This window comes from Pseudomonas shirazensis (genome assembly GCF_014268785.2).
Taxonomy (GTDB): domain Bacteria; phylum Pseudomonadota; class Gammaproteobacteria; order Pseudomonadales; family Pseudomonadaceae; genus Aquipseudomonas; species Aquipseudomonas shirazensis.
This window is the reverse complement of record NZ_JABWRD020000001.1, coordinates 2428272-2451732: the sequence shown is the minus strand read 5'-3', so window position 1 is coordinate 2451732 and position 23461 is coordinate 2428272. Positions and strand designations below refer to the sequence as shown.

At 62.0% G+C, this 23461-nt stretch carries 18 protein-coding genes; 8 read left to right on the top strand and 10 right to left on the bottom strand.

The genetic code is table 11. The annotated features are described in order from the left end of the window. The first annotated feature begins 238 nt into the window (after window positions 1-238). From HU736_RS11250 to HU736_RS11215, 8 genes are all read left to right on the top strand, one after another. Complete coding sequence (locus tag HU736_RS11250) at window positions 239-1882, top strand: acetolactate synthase large subunit (protein ID WP_101321786.1); 1644 nt, start codon at window positions 239-241, stop codon at window positions 1880-1882. Window positions 1883-2271: 389 nt separating this feature from the next. After that, a complete protein-coding gene (locus tag HU736_RS11245; protein ID WP_186701615.1) occupies window positions 2272-3168 on the top strand; it encodes a nitrilase family protein in 897 nt (298 codons plus the stop codon). Window positions 3169-3177: 9 nt separating this feature from the next. Beyond that, on the top strand, window positions 3178-4338 hold the full coding sequence (locus HU736_RS11240) for a threonine/serine exporter family protein (protein ID WP_186701616.1): 1161 nt from the start codon (window positions 3178-3180) through the stop codon (window positions 4336-4338). Then, window positions 4335-5327: an asparaginase gene (locus tag HU736_RS11235; RefSeq protein WP_186701617.1), complete on the top strand. Its 993-nt coding sequence runs from the start codon at window positions 4335-4337 to the stop codon at window positions 5325-5327. The genes HU736_RS11240 and HU736_RS11235 overlap by 4 nt, the downstream gene beginning before the upstream one ends. 100 nt (window positions 5328-5427) lie before the next feature. After that, window positions 5428-5982 carry a UPF0149 family protein gene (locus HU736_RS11230; protein WP_150570957.1) on the top strand — a complete coding sequence of 185 codons (555 nt, stop codon included), beginning with the start codon at window positions 5428-5430 and terminating at the stop codon, window positions 5980-5982. A 144-nt stretch (window positions 5983-6126) separates the two neighbouring features. Next, the gene (locus HU736_RS11225; RefSeq protein WP_103438312.1) at window positions 6127-6756 is read left to right on the top strand and encodes a glutathione S-transferase family protein; all 630 of its coding nucleotides are present in this window, start codon (window positions 6127-6129) and stop codon (window positions 6754-6756) included. 30 nt (window positions 6757-6786) lie between these two features. Further along, window positions 6787-8817 (top strand): pyridoxamine 5'-phosphate oxidase family protein, encoded by a 2031-nt coding sequence (locus HU736_RS11220; protein ID WP_186701618.1) that lies wholly within the window; start codon window positions 6787-6789, stop codon window positions 8815-8817. A 69-nt stretch (window positions 8818-8886) separates the two neighbouring features. Next, window positions 8887-9786 (top strand): LysR family transcriptional regulator, encoded by a 900-nt coding sequence (locus HU736_RS11215; RefSeq protein WP_186701619.1) that lies wholly within the window; start codon window positions 8887-8889, stop codon window positions 9784-9786. Here the strand turns inward: HU736_RS11215 and HU736_RS11210 are convergent. From HU736_RS11210 to HU736_RS11165, 10 genes are all read right to left on the bottom strand, one after another. Further along, on the bottom strand, window positions 9779-10651 hold the full coding sequence (locus HU736_RS11210; RefSeq protein ID WP_186701620.1) for an aldose 1-epimerase: 873 nt from the start codon (window positions 10649-10651) through the stop codon (window positions 9779-9781). The two genes, HU736_RS11215 and HU736_RS11210, sit on opposite strands and share 8 nt — an antisense overlap. A 29-nt stretch (window positions 10652-10680) precedes the next feature. Continuing rightward, the gene (locus HU736_RS11205) at window positions 10681-11607 is read right to left on the bottom strand and encodes an EamA family transporter (protein WP_103438840.1); all 927 of its coding nucleotides are present in this window, start codon (window positions 11605-11607) and stop codon (window positions 10681-10683) included. Between the two features lie 55 nt (window positions 11608-11662). After that, window positions 11663-12943, bottom strand: coding sequence for a TRAP transporter large permease (locus tag HU736_RS11200; RefSeq protein WP_186701621.1), 1281 nt, complete (start codon window positions 12941-12943; stop codon window positions 11663-11665). Further along, window positions 12944-13471: a TRAP transporter small permease gene (locus tag HU736_RS11195; protein WP_103438308.1), complete on the bottom strand. Its 528-nt coding sequence runs from the start codon at window positions 13469-13471 to the stop codon at window positions 12944-12946. 61 nt (window positions 13472-13532) lie between these two features. Further along, window positions 13533-14504: a TRAP transporter substrate-binding protein gene (locus HU736_RS11190; RefSeq protein ID WP_103438307.1), complete on the bottom strand. Its 972-nt coding sequence runs from the start codon at window positions 14502-14504 to the stop codon at window positions 13533-13535. Window positions 14505-14561: 57 nt separating this feature from the next. After that, a complete protein-coding gene (locus HU736_RS11185; RefSeq protein ID WP_186701622.1) occupies window positions 14562-15446 on the bottom strand; it encodes a glucurono-1,5-lactonase in 885 nt (294 codons plus the stop codon). A gap of 28 nt (window positions 15447-15474) precedes the next feature. Beyond that, window positions 15475-16281: an NAD-dependent epimerase/dehydratase family protein gene (locus HU736_RS11180; protein WP_186701623.1), complete on the bottom strand. Its 807-nt coding sequence runs from the start codon at window positions 16279-16281 to the stop codon at window positions 15475-15477. 183 nt (window positions 16282-16464) lie between these two features. Next, complete coding sequence (locus tag HU736_RS11175; RefSeq protein WP_186701624.1) at window positions 16465-17703, bottom strand: OprD family porin; 1239 nt, start codon at window positions 17701-17703, stop codon at window positions 16465-16467. Window positions 17704-18157: 454 nt separating this feature from the next. Beyond that, window positions 18158-19408 (bottom strand): ribonucleotide-diphosphate reductase subunit beta, encoded by a 1251-nt coding sequence (locus HU736_RS11170; RefSeq protein ID WP_103438303.1) that lies wholly within the window; start codon window positions 19406-19408, stop codon window positions 18158-18160. 577 nt (window positions 19409-19985) lie between these two features. Beyond that, window positions 19986-22865 carry a ribonucleoside-diphosphate reductase subunit alpha gene (locus HU736_RS11165; RefSeq protein WP_186701625.1) on the bottom strand — a complete coding sequence of 960 codons (2880 nt, stop codon included), beginning with the start codon at window positions 22863-22865 and terminating at the stop codon, window positions 19986-19988. Between the last annotated feature and the right edge of the window lie 596 nt (window positions 22866-23461).

Here is a 23461-nt window from a genome sequence, read left to right as displayed (position 1 = left end):
GGATCCGGAAATCTGCGGCTGCATCTGGCACCCAAATCTACCTCCCTGCCAAACCCCTCGACATCCCCCACCTCGAAGGTGCGACAATATTGCACTTTGATGACGTGACTTTCCCCTGCACCCTCAACGTCAAGACTTAACCCACGGGCACCTTGCGCCTGTGCAAAGACTCTTTCAGCACCCCTGTGCTGACCGTCCTGGACGTCCCGGCGTCCAATTACTTGAGGTAACAAGCAAGATGGCTAAGGCCGCCGATGTCGTTGTGCAATGCCTGGAAAACGAAGGTGTCGAGTATGTATTCGGCATCCCTGGTGAGGAAAACCTCGACCTGCTCGAATCCCTGCGCAAGTCGAAGATCAAGCTGGTACTGACTCGCCACGAGCAATCCGCAGGCTTCATGGCCGCCACCTATGGCCGTCTGACCGGCAAGACCGGCGTCAGCCTGTCGACCCTCGGCCCAGGCGCGACCAACCTGGTGACCGCCAGTGCCTACGCCTACCTGGGCGGTATGCCGATGATGATGATCACCGGCCAAAAGCCGATCAAGAAGTCCAAACAGGGCCGCTTCCAGATCATCGATGTGTGCGGCATGATGGCACCCATCACCAAGTACACCCATCAGTTCGCCTCGGCCGACAACATCCCAGCACGCATGCGTGAAGCCTTCCGCTTGGCGGAAGAAGAAAAGCCGGGCGCTGTGCACCTTGAGCTGCCAGAAGACATCGCTGCAGAGCAAACCGACAGCATGCCGATCCCGCCAAGCCTGAGCCGCCGTCCGCTGGCCGAGCACAAGGCCGTCGAAGCCGCTGTCGAGAAGCTGCAGAACGCGCGCAGCCCGATCCTGGTGATCGGCGCCGGTGCCAACCGCAAGATGACCGCCAAGGTCCTCAAGCAACTGATCGACAAGACCGGCATTCCGTTCATCACCACTCAGATGGGCAAAGGCGTGGTCGACGAGCGCCACCCACGTTTCCTCGGCAACGCCGCGCTGTCGTCGGGCGACTTTGTCCATCGCGCCGTCGAAGCTGCCGACCTGATCATCAACATCGGCCACGACGTCATTGAGAAGCCACCGTTCTTCATGGTCCGTGGCGGCACCGAGGTCATCCACATCAATTTCCGCTCTGCCGAAGTCGATGCGGTGTACTTCCCGCAGATCGAAGTGATCGGTGACATCGCCAACGCCGTCTGGCAGATCGGCGAAGCCTTGACCGATACCAGCCACTGGGACTTCACCCGTCTGCTGACCATTCGCGAAGCCAACGAAGCACAGATCGCCGAAGGCGCCGACGACGACCGCTTCCCGGTATACCCGCAGCGCCTGGTCGCCGACATCCGTCGCGCGCTGCCGTCCGAAGGCATCGTTGCCCTCGACAACGGTATCTACAAGATCTGGTTTGCCCGCAACTACAAGGCGCATAAGCCCAACACCGTCTTGCTCGACAACGCCCTGGCAACCATGGGTGCCGGCCTGCCATCGGCGATGGCCTCGCACCTGGTCTACCCGGACCGCCCGGTGATTTCCGTGTGCGGCGACGGCGGCTTCATGATGAATAGCCAGGAACTGGAAACCGCAGTACGCCTGGGCATGCACATCACCGTGGTGATCCTGCGTGACGACGGCTACGGCATGATCCGCTGGAAGCAGGCCAACATGGGCTTCACCGACTACGGCCTGGACTACGGCAACCCCGACTTCGTCAAATACGCCGAAGCCTACGGTGCCAATGGCCACCGCGTAGAAAGCGCCGAAGGCTTCCTGCCGCTGCTCGAACACTGCATCAAGACCCCAGGCGTGCACGTGATCGACTGCCCGGTCGACTACAGCGAGAACGACCGCATCCTCAACAGCGAGCTGCGTGAGCGCGCGCTGGCGGTGTAACGCTTAGGTCAATCAGGGCCTGTATGTACAAAGCCGCTTCTGCTGGATAAGTGCAGCCTCAACAGCTGTATTTATTTGTGCAGGAGCGGCTTTGTGCTGCGTGTGCCTGTACAAGCCTCAGGGATAAAGCCATACCTGCGTACTGCTTAACTCCCTCTAGGCCATGGCCCCAAGCTTGCTCTCGATTGTTTATATGTCGACGCCAGCAACATCCAGATTCAGAGCTGGGTAACAGATCGTAACCCGCCCGGTCTGCGCAGGGACCCTGTCTGCTTCCTGCCTACGCCGTAGATTTTTCCTACGATTTTGCCGGAGCCGCCTGGCTGTCGGTAACTTTGCCATCCCCGCTTTACTGGCCTCCTTCCCATAACCACAACAAGGAAGCCACCATGCCCCATACCCCCAATGCCGTCAGCCCGGTACGCATTGCTGTCATCCAGTACGACCCGCAAGTGGGTCTCGAACACTGTGACGGCAACCTGAGCAAAGGCCTGGCCTTGGCTCGCCGGGCCGTGCGCGAAGGTGCCACGCTGATTGTGCTGCCGGAGCTAGCCAACACCGGCTATACCTTCCATACCCGCGCCGAGGCCTATGCCCATGCCGAGCCTCTGCACGGCGGTCGCAGCCTTGAGGCGTGGAGCGACTTCGCCCGCAAGCATCAGGTCTATCTGGCTGCTGGCTTCGCCGAGCGTGATGGCCTCAAGCTGTATGACAGTGCCGTGCTGTTCGGCCCCGATGGCCTGCTCGGGCACTATCGCAAGGCGCACCTGTGGAATCAGGAGAAGCTCTGGTTCACACCGGGGAACCTCGGCTTTCCGGTGTTTGAGACCCCCATCGGGCGTATCGGCCTGTTGATCTGCTGGGATATCTGGTTCCCCGAAGTGCCCAGGCTGATGGCGCAGCAGGGCGCGGATATCATCTGCAGCCTGAACAACTGGGTGTGGACGCCGCCGCCGCTGTTCGATGATGCCGGGCGCTGCATGGCGTCTTACCTGACCATGACCGCAGCCCACGTCAACAATGTCTATATCGCCGCGGCCAACCGCATCGGCAAAGAGCGTGGCGGACGCTTTCTCGGTTGTTCGTTGATTGCCGGTACCAACGGCTGGCCCATCGGCCAGGTTGCCGATGCCGAGGCTGAGTGCATCGTCTATGCCGACGTCGACCTGAGTGCTGCGCGTAGTGCGCCGATCTGGAACAGCCTCAACGACCTGCCTCGCGACCGGCGCACCGACCTCTACGATGAGACCCTCGGTTATCGCCTGCATCCAGCGCTGCCGCGCTGAGGAGGGGTGATGAACCGTACTCGATCGGCATCGCCCAGCGGTGCCTTGGAACTGCTCCTGATCGGGCTGGCCGGCGTGCTGGTGGCGCTGGTGCTGATCGGCGACTGGCCCGCTTACGCACAGGTTGCGTCGACGCTAGAGCAGCCCAACAGTTACCTGCGCTGGATTGTCGGCGACATCAGTGAAGTCGCTTTCTACAAGCATGAGTTGCCAGCGCTTGGCCTGTTGCTAGGCGCCGGGATTGGCCACTGGGCACATCGAAACGGGCGCCGCTGGCAGGGTTTCGCGATCTGCTACGGCACCGGTTTATGGCCATGGCTGTTGCTCAGTTCGCTGCTGGGGTTGCTGCTAAGCCATGTGCTGTGGGGGTGGACGCTGGCCAGCGGCGACTGGCAACCCACCTTCGTCGCTTTCGTCTCGTTGCCGGCGGCGATGGTGCTGCTGTTTGGAGGTGGTTGGCGGGTAGCGCTCAGTGGCGCACTGCTGGGCGCGGTATTGGTCACGCCTGCCAGCCTGCTGCTGGTCAACTATGTGTGTTACCCGCTGCAGCTGCCGGTGGTGGTTGGCAATGTGCTGGGCATGGCGCTGGCCAGCGCAGTGGCGTTCATTCTGTACAAACGCTTCCCGGGGCTGTTGGGAGAGCGCCGCGATTCTGCTCTGAACGATGCTCCGGCCATCATCGCCAAACCTGACCATGGCGTGCTCTGGACGCTGCGCCGGGTGCTGGCTGATTTCAGCGAAGCACCGTTCTTCGGCAATGAGTGGGCCAGCCTTGGCCTCCTGCTTGGGGTTCTGCTGGCTCATGTACTGGCGCCCGCAGCCGCGGCGTATGGCTCAATGCTGGTATTGGAAATGGTCGCAGCCCAGGCGCTGGCTTCGTTGCTGGGCGTATTGCTGTGGCGGCGACAGTGGATTGCACGCGGCTGGTATCCAACTTACATTCCTATCGTTTCGGTGGTGCCAGCCGCGCTGCTGACTCTGGGCGGTAGCTGGCAGGCCATTCTGCTCAGCGCCAGCCTCGGCGCCCTTTTCGCGCCGCCGCTGGCGGTCGCGATCAGTACCCGGCTGCCGAGCTATATGCACGGCTATATCGGTAACGTGCTGTCGATGGCGATCTGCACACTGGCTATAGTGCCGTTGCTCAGTTTGATTGCAGGAGAAGCAGGATGACTCACATCAGCAAGCGAGCAGTACTCTCGGTTGGCAGTCTGGGGGGCACCGTCAGCATGCAGGCGGCGGCACCAGGGCAAGGCGTCACGGCTACACTCGACTGCCTGGGCCTGTTGGCGGCAGTCCCGCAATTGGCGGAGCTGGCCGAGCTGCGAACGGCCACCTTGTGCTTGCTGCCAAGCGCGTCACTGGGCTTTGCGCAACTGTTCGAACTACTCGCCTGGGCGCAAGCTGAGGTAGAGCAGGGCGCCCAGGCCGTGGTCATTACCCAGGGCACCGATACGCTTGAGGAGACGGCTTATTTCCTCCACTTGCTGTGGTCATCGCCAACCCCGCTGGTGCTGACCGGCGCGATGCGCTCGGCCAGCCAGCCGGGCGCCGATGGGCCAGCCAATCTGCTCGCCGCAGCTCAGGTCGGGTTGGCCGCAAGCAGTCGCGGGCGCGGTGTGCTGGTGGTCATCAATGATGAAATCCACAGCGCTGCCAAAGTGCGCAAGGTCGCCAGCGTGGCGATGGCGGCCTTTGCCTCGCCGGGTGATGGTTGTGACGGTTATCTGCTGGAGGGCAAGCCGGTATATCGCCAGCCTGGTGCTGCCCGTAGTGTCTTGCCGTTACCCACCAATCGTGGCCATACCGTCGCGCTGTTGGAAGCGAGCCTGGATGCCGACACCGGCCTGTTGGAGGCGCTGCCCAAGCTCGGCTATGCAGGGTTGGTGGTAGCCGGCTTCGGTGCCGGCCACGTATCGGCAAGCTGGGCCGAGGCGCTGCAAAGGATCGCCGAACAGATACCGGTGGTGATCGCCACACGCACCGGCAGCGGGCCGACGGCCACTGCCACCTATGGCTTTGTCGGCGGCGAGATTGACCTGCGCAGCAAAGGGATGCTGATGGCAGGGCACTTGTGCCCGCGCAAATGCCGGATTCTGCTCTGGCTGCTACTCGGCTGTGGTCTTGAACAAGCCCTCGAGGAGCATCTGGGTCAGTACTGAGCGACGCCGGCTGTGGCGGCACACACTGCAACCTGCCACCAAAGCCGGCTAGCTATGCTAGGGTGCCTGCATATCCCGTAGTGCAGGAATCCACCGAACCATGCTGCCCCGTCTTGAAGAAAAAGAACTCGCCCGCCTCGAAGATTTGTTGATCACCTACGGCAACGATTTCTCGGTGCTGAACCTGGCCGAGCTCAATGGCTTTTTCACCGCACTGGCCAGTTCCCCGGTCAAGGTCAACCCTGAGCAGTGGTTGCCGGCAGTCAGCGGCGGCAAGGTGCCGAAATTCAAGCGTCCAGCCCATGAAGAAGCCTACACCGCGCTGATGTTGCGCTATTGCAACGACGTGGCCGCGGAGTTGGCCGAACAGCTGGATGACTTCGAGCCGTTGTTCGAAGAGAGTGAAGGCGAAGAGGGCGTAGCGATCATTCTGGAAGAGTGGTGCTTCGGCTACATGCGCGGCACGCAAGTCGCGCAGTGGGGCGAGCTGCCCCCAGAGCAGGACGCCTTGCTCAAGGCCATTTCCTTGCATGGCCTGGAAGACAACTTCGAACTGCTCGACTCGATGAGTTTCGATGAACTTCAGGCCTGCGTGCCACTGGTGATCGACGCCGCGCGTGGCTTGTATCGCTACCAGAAGCAACATCGCCACTAATGCCCAAGGTGTGCGGCAGGCGCGTGACCAACTAAACGATTATTTCGGCTGGCGAAATTATGGATTGTCACGGGCACTGATTCTATTGGCTGGCGGATGGGCGCAGGATTGTCTGCGTCATCCACCCACCACGGAGTCAGGACCATGCCAGCCCCTATCAAGCTCTACAACTTTCCCAAGTCCGGTCATGCCCACCGCATCGAGCTGATGCTGTCGTTGCTCGGCCTGCCGACTGAACTGATCTTCGTCGACCTGGCCAAGGGCGAGCACAAGCAGCCCGCGTTTCTCGCCATCAACCCGTTCGGCCAGGTCCCGGTGATCGACGACAACGGCACGGTCATCGCCGACTCCAACGCCATCCTCGTGTACCTGGCCAAGACCTACGATCAGGGTAACTGGCTGCCTGAGCAACCTCTGGCCGCGGCGAAGGTGCAGCGCTGGCTGTCGGTTGCCGCCGGCCCCTTGGCCTTTGGCCCCGCTGCCGCGCGATTGATTACGGTCTTCGGCGCTTCGTTCAACGCGGACGAAGTGATCGGCAGGGCGCACAACCTGCTCGCCGTGATCGACCAGGAGTTGGCCACACAACCCTTCCTGACCGGCACCAGCCCAACCATCGCCGACGTCGCCAACTACTCCTACATTGCCCACGCGCCTGAGGGCAACGTGTCGCTGGAGCCGTACGGCAACGTCCGCGCCTGGCTGGCCCGCATCGAAGCGCTGCCCGGCTTTGTCGCCATGCCGCGCACTGCCGCCGGCCTGCACAGCGCCGACTGATCTGGCCCACGCCCTCCGGGGGACGCCGTCATGTACACGCAATCCCATGATCCGGGCTCGCCCTGGCACGCCGGCGAGAGAGCCTTGCAGGAAAAAGCCGGCGTCGCCGAGCGGATGGCAGTGTTCGGGCAGAAGGTCATTCGTGACTACATGCCCGACCAACACCGCCAGTTCTACCAGCAACTGCCGTTCATGATTGCCGCCAGCGTTGACCCTCAGGGCCGGCCCTGGGCGACTTTGATCGAAGGGGCGGACGGCTTTGTCAGTTCGCCTGATCCGCGTCAGTTGCGCCTGACCGCCAAGCTTGCCAAGGATGATCCAGCCGCCGCTGGGCTGGCCGTCGGGCAGGCGATTGGCATGCTCGGCATCGAGCTGCACACGCGTCGGCGCAACCGTATCAATGGCGTGATTCAAACGGCGCTAGCTGGTCAAATTGACGTGCAGGTCGAGCACGCCTTCGGCAATTGCCCACAATATATTCAGCTGCGCAACTACCGGCGTGTCGAAGGGGGCGCGCAGCCCCGCGAGGACGCAACCTCGCTGGACGCATGGGCCACAGCGCTGATCGAAGCCGCCGACACTTTGTTCGTCGCCAGCTATGTCGAGCATGCCGACGGTCAGCGTTCGGTGGATGTTTCCCACCGTGGCGGGCGGGCCGGCTTCGTCAAGGTCGAGGGCAATCGCCTGACCATCCCGGACTACGCTGGCAACCTGCACTTCAATACCCTGGGCAATCTACTGGTCAATCCACGCGCCGGCTTGCTGTTCGTGGATTTTGCCAGTGGCGACGTGCTGCAGCTGTCAGGGCGCACCGAGTTGCTGCTGGACAGCCCGCTGACGGAGGCATTCGAAGGTGCCGAGCGGCTGTGGGTACTGGAGGTCGAGCAGGTAGTACGACGCCCCGCGGCAGTGTCGCTGCGCTGGGACTTCGAGACCTATGCGCCCACCAGCCTGGCCACTGGCACTTGGGCTGAAGCGCAGCAACGCCTGCAACAGGCTCAGCGCCAGCAGGACTGGCTCGGCTGGCGGGTGAGCAGGGTCGAGCAGGAGAGTCGTGATATCCGCTCGTTCTATTTGCAACCCGCAGACGGCTCAGCGATAACCTTCGCGCCTGGGCAGCACATCCCACTGCGCTTGCCGCTTGACGCGCAATCCACCGTGATCCGCACCTACAGCCTGTCCAGCGCGCCGTCGGACGGCTACCTGCGCATCAGCGTCAAGCAACAGGGCGCAGCGTCGCGCTACCTACATGAGCAGGTGGGCGTCGGCGATGTGCTGCACGTGCGCCAGCCGATGGGCAGCTTCAAGCTCGACAGCAGTAGCGAGCGGCCATTGGTGCTGATCGCGGCAGGGGTCGGCATTACACCGCTGCTGGCGATGCTGCGCGAGCAGCTGGCGCTCAGTGCAAAACGGCCGATCTATCTGTTCCAGGGCGCCCGTAGCCTGGCCGAGCTGCCATTTGGCCAGGAACTGAGTGCATTGCAACAGCAGGCCGGTGATCGCCTGCACCTATACCGAGCGCTCAGCCAGCCCGAAGCTCAAGCGGTACTTGGCCAGGACTTCGAGATGGCCGGTCGGCTGGGCATCGAGCAGATCAAAGCGCGCCTGGCGCTGGATGACTATGACTTCTACGTTTGCGGCCCGGCCAGCTTCACCCAGGCTATTTATGACGGCCTGCGCCGGTTGAGCGTGACGGACGCGCGCATCCATGCCGAGACCTTTGGCCCGTCGACGCTGACCCGTCACGGCGACGGTGCCCAGCCTGCGCTGCAGCAGCCACCTGCAGCCAATCAGCCGGTACCGGTGCATTTTGCCGGCTCGGCCAAGGAGGCGCGCTGGACGCCTGGCTCCGGCAGCCTGTTGGAGCTGGCCGAGCGTCGCGGGCTGACGCCGGAGTTCAGTTGCCGTGGCGGTTCCTGCGGCACCTGCAAGACGCGCATCGTCAGCGGCCAGGTGCATTACCCGCAGCCGCCCGCCGAGCTGCCCGAGAGCGGCAGCGTGCTGATCTGCTGCGCTGTACCGGCAGATGACGGCGGCCAGCCGCTGGTGCTGGATCTTTGATCGATGCGCCCTTGTGATCAGCCGCCCGCCCCGGGAATAATCGCAGCAGGATTGATACGGGGGCGGGGCATGGATCAGATCCATCTGATGAAGGTGCTGATTGCGGTGGGTGAGCTGGAAAGCTTTGCCGCAGCGGCGCGCAAGCTCGGCCTGTCGCCGGCGGCAGTGACGCGGGCAGTCAGTGCCCTGGAAGAGGCGCTCGGGGTCAAGCTGCTGCAGCGCACCACGCGCAATGTGCGCCTGACCGAGGCCGGTAGCCGCTACCTGGAAGACAGTCGCAATATCCTCGCCAGTATCCACGAGGCCAACGAGGCGGCGGCCGGGATCAACGCCGCACCCAAAGGCAATCTGTCGGTGACCGCGCCACTGCTGTTCGGTAAAGCCTTTGTCATGCCCTGCATCGTTGACTACTTGCAGGCTTACCCTGAGGTGGACGTGTCCGCCTACTTTCTCGATCGGGTGGTCAATCTGGTGGAGGAGGGCATGGACGTTGCCGTGCGCATCGGGCCATTACCCGATTCGGGGCTGAAGGCTGTGCGCGTCGGCCAGGTGCGCCGGTTGTTGTGCGCTTCGCCTGAGTATCTACAGCGCCACGGCACACCGCAGCATCCCACCGAGCTGGCCGAGCATACGATGATCGCGGCCAGCGGCGTGTCACCGCGATTGGACTGGATGTTTGGCGCTGAGCAGGCACCTGTGCAGGTGCGGATCAAGCCCCGGCTGACGGTGACCAGCAACGACGCGGCAATCGTCGCCGCCACGGCAGGTCTGGGCATCGCGCGGCTGCTGTCGTATCAAGTGGCAGCGGAGCTGGCGGCGGGGCGCTTGCAGGTGGTGCTCGAGGATTACGAGCAAACGCCGTGGCCGATCCATGTGCTGCACCGCGAAAGCAAATACGGCTCGACCAAGGTGCGGGCGTTCATCGACCGGCTGGCGAGTAACCTGCGTGCGCACCACTACCTCAATTGAGCGCTTGATACTGCATTCTGAAACCCAGGCTGACGTGCTCGCCTTTGTGCAGGAGGCGCAAGCCTGGGCGCCCAGGCAAATGGTGCGCATTGATCGGATGGCTGACCGGCTCGAAGCAGAAGAACGGCTGGTCCTGCGGACAGAACAACAGGTAATGGTCGGCTCCGCTGGCGCTGCAGCGTAATTCATAGCCGGCTGCCGGCTGGACAATGGCGCACTCGCCCTGCCAGCCGCTGAAGGCGTGATCGACAAGTGTCGTTGGCAGCTCATTCAACTGCCCGAAGCGCCATTCGGGCGGGATTTCAACCTGGCGCGATGGCAAGCAACCCTCATTGCCTACCCATACCTGACGCGCCGGTGCCAGCAGCAAGGTGTCAGTATGGCGAGGCAAGTACGGGTGTAGCCCAAGCCCATGCCAGCAGGGCAATTCATCCAGATGCGTAACCTGCATATCCAGGCTCAGGCAGCCCTCGTCGAGGCTGACATGCAATACCGCCCGATAGGCGAAAGGCAGCTCGCTGTCCAGCGTCAGGCAAGCATGATCAGTGCCTTGATGGGTAACCACCCAAGGCTGCTGCCAGGCACTGCCATGGATCGCGTAGGGCGAGTGCTCGGTGTTGGCTGCCAATGCCAGCCAGCCATCAGGGCGGGCAAAGCCACCGCTGTCGATGCGGTTGGACCACGGCACCAGCGGATAACAACCCAGGCGCCTTGGCGTAGCGCTGTCCAGCGCCGCTTGATCGCTATGGCGCAGCAACGCCTGGCCACTGTCCTTGACCTGCCAGTTGACCAGGCTGGCACCCAGCTCCGGGGCCAGGCTCATGCGTGTCAGACGGTCTTCAAGATGCAGTTCGAATAAAGCCATTCAGCGAGCTCCAGATGCAAACACGGTGATCAGGCCGAGCGCCGATAGGTCAGCAGCACAATCCCGCAGACCACCACCGCGCCGCCGATCAACTGCATGCTGCTCAAGCGTTGATCGAGCAAGGCCCAGGCCAGCAACAGCGTGGCAATCGGCTCGATATTCATTACCGGCGCGTTCTGCGCCATGTTCAGCCGCGGCACGCAGACGAACAGCAGAGTAAACGCCACGCCATACAGCACCACCAGGCTGGCCAGAGCGATCCAGCCGGCGCTGCTGCTGGGCAACGACAAGCCCGCCGGCACCCAGCCGCCGACCCCGGCCACCAGCATGCTGGCGAACACGATCATCAGGGTCAGCAAGCTACGCACCGGCCCGCGTACGCCGGCCAGCTTGTGATCGGTGATCCACAACGCACAGGCAAACACACAGGCAGCGCAGAAGGCGAGGCTCACGCCGAGAGTCCAGTCCGGGTTGGCCTCAGCGCTGTCGGCCAGGCGTGACGGCACATCCAGCGCCAGCACCAGACCGAGCAGAATCAGCCCCATCAGCAGTACGGTGCGCCGGGTCGGTCGCGGTCCGCCGAGGGCCCAGCTGAGCAGCGCCAGCAGAATCGGGAAGGTGTTGCCGACCAGCAGCGCCAGCGCCACCGGGATCCGCGCCACCGCCGAGTACAGGCACAGGCTCTGGGTGGCAATCAGCAGGCCCAGCAGCAGTTGCCAGCGCCGCGAGCCGGATGGCAGCCCCAGCGACTGCCGCTGCCACAGCACCAGCGCCGCCAACGCCAGCAGGGTGATGCCCGAGCGACACAGAATCGCCAGCAACACGCCTGTGTCGTTATCAAACGCGATCCGCGCGGCGATGTGGTTACCGGCAAAGGCACAAGCCAGCAGCGCCAACAGCGCCACCGCCAGCTTGCGCGGGAAGAGTGAGGTATTCGAAGAGGAGGCGACAGCCATGTGCACAAATCCGTTTGCAGGGGGGAGGGCGGGCCCGCAGGCCCGCCTGTCACAGTTACAGCACCACGCTCGGCAGCCACAGCGAGATAGCCGGGATGTAGGTCACTGCCATCAGCACCAGGAACAGCGCCACATAGAACGGCAGCATTGCCTTGACCGTCGCCTCGATGCTGACCTTGCCGATGGCCGAGCCAACGAACAGCACCGCGCCCACCGGCGGCGTGATCAGACCGATACCCAGGTTGACCAGCATGATCATGCCGAAATGCACCGGGTCGACGCCGATGCCAGTGATCACCGGCAGCAAGATCGGCGTCAGGATCAGGATCAGCGGCGCCATGTCCATCACCGTGCCCAACAGCAGCAGCATGAAGTTGATGCACATGAGGATCACGTAACGGTTGTCCGACAGGGTCAGGAACAGCGTGGTGATCTTCGACGGGATCTGCATCAGCGTCATCACGTAGCCAAAGCTTGCGGCAAAGCCGATCAGGATCATCACGATCGAGATTGTCCGCACCGTGCGGTGCATCAACTTCGGCAGGTCGCGCCACTTGTAATCGCGGTAGATGAACATGGTCACGAAGAATGACCAGACCACGGCAATCGCCGCCGACTCGGTCGCGGTGAACACCCCGGACAGAATGCCGCCGAGGATGATCACCATCGCCATCAAGCCCCACAGCGCTTCACCGGCGATTTTCAGCGCCTGGCGCAGCGGGATCACCTCACCCTTGGGGTAGTTGCGGCGCCTGGCGAAGATCAGGCACAGGCCCATCAACACCGCACTCATCAACAGCCCTGGCATGACCCCGGCCATGAACAGCGAGGCAATCGATACCGTGCCGCCGGCCGCCAGCGAGTACAGCACCGAGTTGTGGCTGGGCGGAGTCAGCAGTGCCTGCACCGAGCCGCTGATGGTCACCGCAGTGGAGAACTCACGGGGATAGCCCTTGCGCTCCATCTCCGGGATCAGCACCGAACCGACCGATGCGGTGTCGGCCACCGACGAACCGGAGATCGCGCCAAAGAAGGTCGAGGCGGTGATATTGACCAGCGACAGGCCGCCACGGACAAACCCCACCAGCACCCCGGCAAACGCCACCAGCCGCCGCGACATGCCACCCTCGGCCATGATTGCACCGGCCAGCACGAAGAACGGAATCGCCAGCAGCGAGAACTTGTTAACCCCGCTGGCAACCTGAATCATCATTGCCTGCAGTGGAATATCGATCCACCAGGCCCCGACCAGAGCGGCCAGGCCCAACGCATACGCCACCGGCATGCCTAGCAGGATCAGGGCGATGAAGCTGCCCAACAAAATGAACGCATCCATTTATGCCGCTCCTTCGCTTTCTTCGACGACATCGAAGCGCATTACCTGGCGATGGCTCTGATCGCCGTAGAAGAGTTTTTCCAGCACGAACAGCAGAGTGATCGCCCCGCCGACCGGGATCGGCGCGTAGGCCATGCCCACACGAATCGACGGCAGGGTGGCGAGAAACTGGTTCCAGGTAGTCACGCACAGCTTGATGCCATAGAAGGTCATGAACGCGCAGACCAGCAGCATCAGCACCTGCACCAGCAGTGCCGCTGCCTTGCGCTGTGCCGGTGGCAGGCGATCGGTGACCGTGGTCACGGCCATGTGCGCACCCGCCCGATAGCTGGCGGCCGCGCCGATAAAGGCGAACACCACCATCAGCAGGATCGCCACCGGCTCCGGCCAGCTCGAACCGCTGCCGAGCACGTAACGGGCGAAAATGCCCCAGGGAATGATCAGCGTCATGGTAAGGATCGACAGCCCCGCCACCCAGATGCAACCGCTGTACAAGGTATCGTTGACACGCAACACAAGTGTTTTCATAAAGCACCACCGAGGCTGCACGTAGCCGTGCAGCCGCATCTAGCTGGGGAGGGGCCGCAGGTCACTGGACTTCGGCGATACGCTTCATCAGATCGGCGTATTGCGCGCCGTACTTTTCCCGCACTGGCGCAGTGGCGTCGAAGAAGGGCTTTTTGTCGACCACGATGAACTCCACCCCGGCAGCCTTGAGCTTCTCTTCACTGGCGGTCGACTTGGCGTCCCACAACGCACGCTCTTCCATCTGCGCTTCACGGGCGACTTTCTTCACCAGGGTCTGCTGCTCAGGCGTAAGTTTTTCCCAGGTGGTCTTGGACATCACCACCGGCTCAGGCAGGATCAGATGGCCGGTCAGGGTGAAGTACTTGGCGCTCTGGTAGTGGTTGTGCTCGAGCAGGGTCGGCGGGTTGTTTTCCGCGCCGTCGATCACCCCGGTCTGCAAGGCGCTGAAGATCTCGCCGGTGTCCATGGCAATGCCGTTGCCGCCCATCGCGTTCATCATGTCGATGAACAGCGGGTTACCCTGCACACGGATCTTCATGCCCTTGAGGTCTTCGATCTTGCGCACTGGTTTTTTCGTGTAGATGCTGCGCGTGCCGCCATCCATCCAGGCCAGGGCGACCAGGTTGAATTCGGAATTGGTGATCTTGTCGAGGATCTCCTGGCCGATCTCGCCATCGATGATCTTGCGCATGTGCTCGTGATCGCGGAACACGAACGGCATGTTGAACACGTTCACATCCGGCACCACCGGGCCGACGATACCGAGGCTGACTCGGGTCATCTGCACCGCGCCGATCTGCGCCTGTTCGATGACTTCCTTCTCCGAGCCGAGCACGCCACCGGCGAACATCTTGAAGGTGATCTCGCCATTGCTGGCGGCTTCGAGTTTTTTACCCATGTTCTGCTCGGCAACTACGGTCGGGTAGCCGGCCGGATGGATCTCGGCGAACTTGATATCCAGCGCCGAGGCGGTGCCGGAGAGGCTGATCGCCAACGGGAGTACGGCCAGAAGCAGCTTGCGTTTGAAGACCATGGTGACGCTCCAGTGTTGTTATTATTTGGGTATCGCACGGGTGCAGCGGGATTCGGTTCAGCTGCGCCAGGCTGTTTCTGGCAGGCCCTGCACGCCCGCGTCCAGGGCGAACACGCCACCGGCCAACGGCTGATCGTGCAGGTCGCCGCCGGGGCGGATCGAGGTCACGAACAAGGTGTCCAGGTTGCGCCCGCCAAAGGCGCACATCGCCGGCTTTTTCACCGGCACATTGAGTGAGCGGTCCAGTCGTCCATCGGGAGTAAAGCGGTGCACCTGGCCTGCATCGTTGCCGCAGATCCAGTAGCAGCCGTCGGCATCCACGGCAGCGCCGTCAGGCCGGCCCGGGAAGCCGCGCATATCGACGAACAGGCGCTGGTTGTGCGGGGTGCCGGTGTCGACGTCGTAGTCGAACTGCCAGATGCGCTGCACGTCGGGGTGGGAGTCGGACAGGTACATGCGCGAACCGTCCGGGCTGAACGCCAGGCCGTTGGGCACAATCATCTGCTCCAGCTGCAGGTGCAGCGGCCGGCCCTCGCCGTCATACCGATACAGGGCACCCAGCGGCGCCGCCTGCTGCATGTTCATCAGCATGCTGCCAGCCCAGAAACGGCCCTGGCGGTCGCAGCGGCCATCATTGAAGCGCATGCCCTCGGCGCCATGTTCAACCGCGCTCAGCAGGCGGCTGTCGAGCTTGCCCTGGGCATTGGCAGTCAGCGCATAGACGCCATCCTCCATCCCGGCAATCCAGCTGCCGTTGGCCGAGCGGGCGATGCAGGCGAGCATCTGCGGCGCTTGCCAGCTTTGATGAGCGCTATCGGCGGCCGTCCAGCGGTGCAGCTGGCCGGCAGGGATATCGACCCAGTACAGCGCCTGCTCGGCAACATCCCACACCGGGCTTTCGCCGGTGGCATTGCGCGCATCCACGATCAGTTCGTAGTTCACGGTAGACAGCCTCCTTGCGAGTGGTGGATCAGTCGAATGGCCCGGCAGCGACAAACGCGCCACCCTGATACACCATCGCCGGGTCATCGGCGGCTGGCGCTGGTTGCGCTTCGACCTTGGCGCGGAACACCTCGGAGGAGTCCTTCGGCTGGAAGCCCAGGTGCGCGGCATGGCGGTTGTCCCACCACACGTCACGGTTGGCCGAGGCGCCGTAGACCACGGTGTGGCCGACTTGCTCGGTGAACAGGCCGCGCTCGATCAGTTGGGTCAGGTCGTCATAGCTCAGCCAGGTGCTGAGCATCCGCCGGTTCTGCGGCTCGGGGAACGACGAGCCGATGCGGATGCTGACGGTCTCGATGCCGTAGCGGTCGAAGTAGAAGCTGGCAACGTCCTCGCCGTAGCACTTGGACAACCCGTAGTAGCCGTCCGGGCGCCGCAGAGCACGAGCGTCGATCTGCTGGTCCTGTTTGTAGAAGCCGATGGTGTGGTTGGAGCTGGCGAAGATGATCCGCTTGACCCCATGCTTGCGCGCCGCCTCGTAGAGGTGGAACACGCCACAGATATTAGGGCCGAGGATCTCTTCGAAAGGGCGCTCGACCGAAACACCGCCGAAATGGCAGATGGCGTCGACGCCTTCGACCAACTGGTGCACGGCGGCCTTATCGGCCAGGTCGCATTCGACAATTTCTTCCTGAGCACTGGTGGCGGGCGCCATTGCTGCGATGTCGGAGAGGCGCAGTACTTCGGCGTAACCTTTGAGGCGCTCGCGAAGCACCTGGCCGAGGCCGCCTGCGGCTCCGGTGAGCAGCAGGCGCTTGAACGGTGTGATAGTCATGGCAAGCTCGTTTGTTTTGAGTTGTTGTAGGTTGTCGTATGACTGTGCTGGATTATCGGTAGTGATTCGCAAGGTTGTCAATGCTTGCCGTGTCTGTTTTGTCACTGCCACAGCCTCCCTGCGACCCCTGTGGGAGCGGGTTCACCCGCGAAGAGGCCAGCACTGACACCCCATAAACCGCTGTTACAGCAGAGACAACGGATAGTTGAAGATCAAACGGTTCTCGTCGAACTCGTTGCTGCTGAAGTCGCGGCGGATGGTCGAGTTGCGCCACTTGATGCTCAAGTCCTTGAAGGTGCCGCTCTGGATCACATAGGCCAGCTCCGACTCACGCACCCACTCCTTGCCATCGGTAACGGCGCCACTGTGCACCTCGCGGCCACTGATGTAGCGGTTCATCAGGGTCAACCCGGGCACGCCGACGGTAGTGAAATTGAAGTCATGCCGCGCCTGCCACGAACGCTCGTTGGCGTTATCGAAGCTGGCGTTGTAGCTGTCGTTGGCCAAGGTGCCGCCGCTGGTGCCGTTGACCCGCATCCAGGTATCGCCACTGACCTTCTGCAGGCCGACATAGAAGGTGTTGCCGCCGACCTTGGCCGAGAACATCCCTGAGTAGGTCTTGTTGTCCAGCTCGCCCGCGCGCTTGGCGCCGTCGTCTTCACCCTGGAAGTAACCGAGGTTGGCACCCAGAGTCCAACTACCGACCGGCTGGCTGTGGCTGACCTGCAGGTATTGCTGCTGATAGACGTCCTTGAGTACTGCGTTCCACAGCCCGAACAAGGTGCGGTCCTGGTTGAACTTGTACTCACCACCAACGAAGTTGAAGCGGTCCGAGGCAGCGCCGCCGTAGATCATGTCGTCCATGCTTGCGTCGTTACGCGGGCTGTTGCCCCGGAACTGACCGCCGTACAGGGTCAGCCCGGCGATCTCGTTGGACGTCACCTGACCGCCGCGGAACGTCTGCGGCAGCGAACGACCGTCGTCCGAGCGCAGGATCGGCAGCACCGGCATCCACTCGCCGATCTTCAATTCAGTCTTGGAGATCCGCGCCTTGCCCGCCACTGCAAGACGGCCATAGTCATCTGCCGGCCGGCCATCATCATGTCGCGGCAGCAGCCCAGTGCCGTAGGTGCCGCCACCGCCATCGAGCTTGACCGACCACATCCCCAGCACATCCACACCAAAGCCAATCGGCCCCTCAGTGAAGCCCGAGCGCGCATCGAGGATAAAGCTCTGGGTCCATTCCTCGGCCTTGCTCTGCGGGTTGGCCGGGTCGACGAAGTTGCGGTTGATGTAGAAGTTGCGCAGGCCCAGCGTGGCCTTGGCGTCCTCCATGAAACCTGCGGCAAAGCTCACCTGCGGCAATGCACCGAGGGCGGTTGCGCTGAACAGCGCAAGGGGAAGGTGTTGGCGGATTTTCATTATTGTTGTGCTCCCTGAGGGTGAAACTTTCCGTATGCCAGGCGCGTGCAAGCGGCCAGCGGCAGTGGCGGGGTGTTGGCGAGGCCGGTCAGGCCAAACGGTTTCGAGCCTGCGCGCGAGGGCTAGCTGCCGCGGGCAGTGCTGGGCTGGAGAGAACGGCGAAGGCGAACAGCGTGGGGGAGGGCTGAGATCGTCATAGGGGCTTCACTGAATTGTTGTTTTTGTTGTGTGTTGTCGTACGACTTTGCAGATTATTAACGGTGGGGGAAAAGCTTGTCAATGGGGTGTTAGGCAGGATTCAGCGGCGGGGTAGGGGATGATACGCGCCCGAGGGCTCTGGTGCAGGGTGTTTGGGTTTGCTACAGACATCGTATGACAGATTAAGCAAAGGGGCCGCAAAGCGGCCCCAATAATCCAGCTGACAGCCCGTTTCAGGGCTTCACCAAGATCAATATCAATCCCAGCTCAACGCCCCACCGGTCTGATACTCGATCACACGCGTCTCAAAGAAGTTCTTCTCTTTCTTCAAGTCCATGATCTCGCTCATCCACGGGAACGGGTTGGTGGTGCCTGGGTACTCTTCCTTCAAGCCGATCTGAGTCAAACGACGGTTGGCGATGAACTTGAGGTAGTCCTCCATCATCGCTGCGTTCATGCCCAGCACGCCGCGCGGCATGGTGTCGCGAGCGTATTCGATCTCCAGCTGGGTCCCTTGCAGGATCATCTGGGTGGCTTCTTCCTTCATCGCCGCATCCCACAGGTGCGGGTTCTCGATCTTGATCTGGTTGATCACGTCGATACCGAAGTTCAGGTGCATCGACTCGTCACGCAGGATGTACTGGAACTGCTCGGCAACGCCGGTCATCTTGTTGCGACGGCCCATCGACAGGATCTGGGTGAAGCCGCAGTAGAAGAAGATGCCTTCCAGCACGCAGTAGTAGGCGATCAGGTTGCGCAGCAGTTCTTTGTCGGTCTCTGGGGTGCCGGTGTTGAATTCCGGGTCGGAGATGGCGCGGGTGTACTTCAAGCCCCAGGCAGCCTTCTTCGCGACCGACGGGATCTCGTGGTACATGTTGAAGATCTCGCCTTCATCCATCCCCAGCGACTCGATGCAGTACTGGTAGGCGTGGGTGTGGATCGCCTCTTCGAAAGCCTGGCGCAGGATGTACTGGCGGCACTCCGGGTTGGTAATCAGGCGGTACACGGCCAGGGCCAGGTTGTTGGCAACCAGCGAGTCGGCAGTGGAGAAGAAGCCAAGGTTGCGCATGACGATGCGGCGCTCGTCTTCGGTCAGGCCGTCCTGGTCTTTCCACAGGGCGATGTCGGCGGTCATGTTGACCTCTTGCGGCATCCAGTGGTTGGCGCAGCCGTCGAGGTACTTCTGCCAGGCCCAGTCGTACTTGAACGGTACCAGCTGGTTGAGGTCGGCACGGCAGTTGATCATGCGCTTCTCGTCGACCGCAACGCGGGCCGCGGAGCCTTCCAGTTCAGCCAGGCCTTCGGCGATGTCGAGGTCGTCCAGGGCAGCCTTGGCACGCTTGACCGCGTCCGAGTCGGCAGCCGTGGCAGCACGTGCTTCAAGGGCGGCGGCGCCACCGGCGCTGTCGAGCCTGTCGAGGGTGGCGGCGGCTTTGGCCTGCGCCGGGGTGCTGCTTTTTACGGCAAGTTCGTCGTCTTCTTTGTCGAATTCGTCCCAGCTCAGCATGTCATGGCTCCTGCTAGAGGGTTGCGCGCGGCAACCGGTTGGATTTTCAAGTGATGCCTGTACAGCGCAATGCCCACAAGGCGTTACGGCGGGCGCTGAGAGCGTGCTCTCGTCACATTTAAAGGTGTCTGGCTCAGCGGCTGGCCTGTCCTCGAACGAGGGGCCAGGGCGCTGGAAATCTTGTAGTCAGCTAGCCCTTTCGGGGGGCGCGAAGTATACCGGAAACGAGGCTGGATCGGGGCGCCTCGGCCGCTACGGATGGTAATTTTTTGACCCGCAGAGCACGCCTGTGTTCACTCGAATCCGGCTGCTTGTTACGGGATGTGAGTCTAGCGCTAAATACGATTTGTTCCTACATCTTGTGCTGCTTTATTTTTCCGCACACTGCATATGGTGTTTTATCTTGATCAGGGTCAAACAGAAGGATTGCCTGTAAGCGCCTGATGACAGGGCGCGATCGGGCGTCGCAAGGGCCTCGCCAAGCCTGGCTCAAGCGCTGCCGCGCAGGCAAAAAAAACCGCAGCCATTACCGGGTGGGCAATGGCTGCGGTGATGTCAGCTCAGCGCTGCGCCGGCCTTATTGACAAGCTTCGCAATCCGGCTCGTCGATCGCGCAGGCCTTCGGCACAGGTGCTGGACCTGCGGCCTGGACCGGGGCGCTGTCGCCGCCGCTGGAAACGGCGTTGAGCTTGCCGGTGCTGATGGTCGACTTCTCGGTGCTGGTCGCGGCCAGGGCACGGAGGTAATAGGTGGTTTTCAGGCCACGGTACCAAGCCATGCGGTAGGTCACGTCGAGCTTCTTGCCCGAAGCGCCGGCGATGTACAGGTTCAGCGACTGCGCCTGGTCGATCCACTTCTGGCGACGGCTGGCGGCATCGACGATCCACTTGGTGTCGACTTCGAACGCGGTGGCGTAGAGGTCTTTCAGCTCTTGCGGGATACGCTCGATCTGCTGCACCGAACCATCGTAGTACTTCAGGTCGTTGATCATGACCGAGTCCCACAGGCCGCGGGCCTTGAGGTCGCGCACCAGGTACGGGTTGATCACGGTGAACTCGCCGGACAGGTTCGATTTCACGTACAGGTTCTGGTAGGTCGGCTCGATCGACTGCGATACGCCAGTGATGTTGGCGATGGTCGCGGTTGGCGCGATGGCCATGATGTTCGAGTTACGAATACCTTTTTGTACGCGAGCACGTACCGGTGCCCAGTCGAGGCTCTCGTTGAGGTCGACGTCGATGTACTTCTGGCCACGGGCTTCGATCAGGATCTGTTGCGAGTCCAGTGGCAGGATGCCTTTGGACCACAGCGAACCCTGGAAGGTCTCATAGGCGCCGCGCTCGTCAGCCAGGTCACACGAGGCCTGGATGGCGAAGTAGCTGACCGCTTCCATCGACTTGTCGGCGAACTCGACGGCAGCGTCGGAGCCGTAGGCGATGTGCTGCAGGTACAGTGCGTCCTGGAAGCCCATGATGCCCAGACCGACCGGACGGTGCTTGAGGTTCGAGTTACGTGCCTGCGGTACCGAGTAGTAGTTGATGTCGATCACGTTATCGAGCATGCGCACGGCAGTGTTGACGGTGCGTTGCAGCTTGGCGGTATCGAGCTTGCCGTCAACGATGTGGTTCGGCAGGTTGATCGAGCCCAGGTTGCAGACTGCGATCTCGTCCTTGTTGGTGTTCAAGGTGATCTCGGTGCACAGGTTCGAGCTGTGGACCACGCCGACGTGTTGCTGCGGCGAGCGCAGGTTGCATGGGTCCTTGAAGGTCAACCATGGGTGGCCGGTCTCGAACAGCATCGACAGCATCTTGCGCCACAGGTCTTTGGCCTGAATGGTCTTGAACACCTTGATCTTGTTGTACTCGGTCATGGCTTCGTAGTACTCGTAACGCTCTTCGAAGGCCTTGCCGGTCAAATCGTGCAGATCAGGTACTTCGTTCGGCGAGAACAGAGTCCACTGGCCGTCATCGAAGACACGCTTCATGAACAGGTCAGGGATCCAGTTGGCAGTGTTCATGTCGTGGGTACGACGACGATCATCACCGGTGTTCTTGCGCAGTTCGATGAATTCTTCGATGTCCAGGTGCCAGGTTTCCAGGTAGGCGCAGACCGCGCCCTTGCGCTTGCCGCCCTGGTTGACCGCAACGGCGGTGTCGTTGACCACTTTGAGGAACGGCACGACGCCCTGGGATTTGCCGTTGGTGCCCTTGATGTAAGAGCCCAGCGCGCGCACTGGCGTCCAGTCGTTGCCCAGGCCGCCGGCAAATTTCGACAGCATGGCGTTGTCGTGGATCGCGTGGTAGATGCCCGAGAGGTCATCCGGCACGGTGGTCAGGTAGCAGCTCGACAGCTGTGGACGCAGGGTACCGGCGTTGAACAGGGTCGGGGTCGAGGCCATGTAGTCGAACGACGACAACAGGTTGTAGAACTCGATCGCACGCGCTTCCTTGTCTTTCTCTTCCAGCGCCAGGCCCATGGCCACACGCATGAAGAACACCTGTGGCAGCTCGAAGCGTACGCCATCCTTGTGGATGAAGTAGCGGTCGTACAGGGTCTGCAGGCCGAGGTAGGTGAACTGCTGGTCGCGCTCGTGGTTGATCGCCTGGCCCAGACGCTCGAGGTCGAAGTCGGCCAGGGCCGGGTTCAGCAGCTCGAACTCGATGCCCTTGGCAACGTAGGCAGGCAGGGCCTTGGCGTACAGCTCGGCCATCTCGTGGTGGGTGGCGCTGTCGGCTACGTTGAGGAAGCTCAGGCCTTCGGCACGCAGGGTGTCCATCAGCAGGCGGGCGGTGACGAACGAGTAGTTCGGCTCACGCTCGACCAGAGTACGGGCGGTCATCACCAGGGCAGTGTTGACGTCCTTCAGGGCAACGCCGTCGTACAGGTTCTTCAAGGTTTCGCGCTGGATCAGCTCGCCGTCGACTTCAGCCAGGCCTTCGCAGGCTTCGCTGATGATGGTGTTGAGGCGGGCCATGTCCAGCGGCGCCTTGCTGCCGTCGGCCAGGCTGATGCGGATCGACGGGTGCGGCTCGACCACGGCATCGTTGTTGGCGCGAGTAGCACGCTCTTTGGCGCGCTGGTCGCGGTAGATCACGTAGTCACGAGCCACTTTCTGCTCGCCGGCGCGCATCAGGGCCAGTTCGACCTGGTCCTGGATTTCTTCGATGTGGATGGTGCCACCCGACGGCATGCGACGCTTGAAGGTTGCAGTGACCTGCTCGGTCAGGCGCGCAACGGTGTCGTGGATGCGCGACGAAGCGGCGGCAGTGCCGCCCTCAACTGCAAGGAACGCCTTGGTGATGGCCACGGTGATCTTGTCGTCGGTGTAGGCGACGACAGTGCCGTTACGCTTGATCACACGCAGTTGGCCAGGCGCAGTGGCAGCCAGATCCTGGTTCGAATCAGCGGCCTGCGGCACTTGGGCCTGCGGGTTCTCGCGAGTTGTGTCGGTTTGCATCGGTGGGTGTCTCCACAGTTTCAATAGTGTTCGGGCGTGTCATCCACGCCCACCGTTCCATCCGCCAGTTGGCTTGCCCGAGCGGGGAGCCCACGCGCACGTGGATCCGCCAGCTCGGGCGTGCCGACTTCGGGACAGACTCAGGAATAAGGGGCAATAGCTTGCCGCTCCCTGGCCGAAGTCAAAGGTTCTGCGTTACAACGCAAAATCTGTTGCTGTCGGGGCACCAGGCTATGCCTGCAACACCCGTACCCGAACAAGGCCCTGTGCAAGGCTTGCCTCGGTCTGCCTCCGCAGGAGCGGTTTGGCTGCTTGTATTGCCATAAGTTCAGGTCGAAAAAACGCTTGAATTTCGCCGCTGACTTGTGTTTTCGATTTCGGCCCAACCCCAACATGTAGTGGTTCGCCGCGATGGGGATACAAGATAATGCGGTCTGAGGGTGTTTGCAAGGCGACCGCCTGTGGATAACGTGTGTACAGATTGTGTGTGATTCGTGGGTATCGGCTGTAGGCCTTGTCCTCACGGCTTTTCACTTTTTTTCCGCACCGTAATGACCCGTTGCAGAATGTTACTGCTGTGCGGCGCATCACGCTAA

What these genes read in the sequence shown, in the direction of transcription:
- HU736_RS11250 (WP_101321786.1), top strand. Translation starts at nt 239, where the DNA reads ATGGCTAAGGCCGCCGATGTCGTTGTGCAATGCCTGGAAAACGAAGGT.
- HU736_RS11245 (WP_186701615.1), top strand. Translation starts at nt 2,272, where the DNA reads ATGCCCCATACCCCCAATGCCGTCAGCCCGGTACGCATTGCTGTCATC.
- HU736_RS11240 (WP_186701616.1), top strand. Translation starts at nt 3,178, where the DNA reads ATGAACCGTACTCGATCGGCATCGCCCAGCGGTGCCTTGGAACTGCTC.
- HU736_RS11235 (WP_186701617.1), top strand. Translation starts at nt 4,335, where the DNA reads ATGACTCACATCAGCAAGCGAGCAGTACTCTCGGTTGGCAGTCTGGGG.
- HU736_RS11230 (WP_150570957.1), top strand. Translation starts at nt 5,428, where the DNA reads ATGCTGCCCCGTCTTGAAGAAAAAGAACTCGCCCGCCTCGAAGATTTG.
- HU736_RS11225 (WP_103438312.1), top strand. Translation starts at nt 6,127, where the DNA reads ATGCCAGCCCCTATCAAGCTCTACAACTTTCCCAAGTCCGGTCATGCC.
- HU736_RS11220 (WP_186701618.1), top strand. Translation starts at nt 6,787, where the DNA reads ATGTACACGCAATCCCATGATCCGGGCTCGCCCTGGCACGCCGGCGAG.
- HU736_RS11215 (WP_186701619.1), top strand. Translation starts at nt 8,887, where the DNA reads ATGGATCAGATCCATCTGATGAAGGTGCTGATTGCGGTGGGTGAGCTG.
- HU736_RS11210 (WP_186701620.1), bottom strand. Translation starts at nt 10,651, where the DNA reads ATGGCTTTATTCGAACTGCATCTTGAAGACCGTCTGACACGCATGAGC.
- HU736_RS11205 (WP_103438840.1), bottom strand. Translation starts at nt 11,607, where the DNA reads ATGGCTGTCGCCTCCTCTTCGAATACCTCACTCTTCCCGCGCAAGCTG.
- HU736_RS11200 (WP_186701621.1), bottom strand. Translation starts at nt 12,943, where the DNA reads ATGGATGCGTTCATTTTGTTGGGCAGCTTCATCGCCCTGATCCTGCTA.
- HU736_RS11195 (WP_103438308.1), bottom strand. Translation starts at nt 13,471, where the DNA reads ATGAAAACACTTGTGTTGCGTGTCAACGATACCTTGTACAGCGGTTGC.
- HU736_RS11190 (WP_103438307.1), bottom strand. Translation starts at nt 14,504, where the DNA reads ATGGTCTTCAAACGCAAGCTGCTTCTGGCCGTACTCCCGTTGGCGATC.
- HU736_RS11180 (WP_186701623.1), bottom strand. Translation starts at nt 16,281, where the DNA reads ATGACTATCACACCGTTCAAGCGCCTGCTGCTCACCGGAGCCGCAGGC.
- HU736_RS11175 (WP_186701624.1), bottom strand. Translation starts at nt 17,703, where the DNA reads ATGAAAATCCGCCAACACCTTCCCCTTGCGCTGTTCAGCGCAACCGCC.
- HU736_RS11170 (WP_103438303.1), bottom strand. Translation starts at nt 19,408, where the DNA reads ATGCTGAGCTGGGACGAATTCGACAAAGAAGACGACGAACTTGCCGTA.
- HU736_RS11165 (WP_186701625.1), bottom strand. Translation starts at nt 22,865, where the DNA reads ATGCAAACCGACACAACTCGCGAGAACCCGCAGGCCCAAGTGCCGCAG.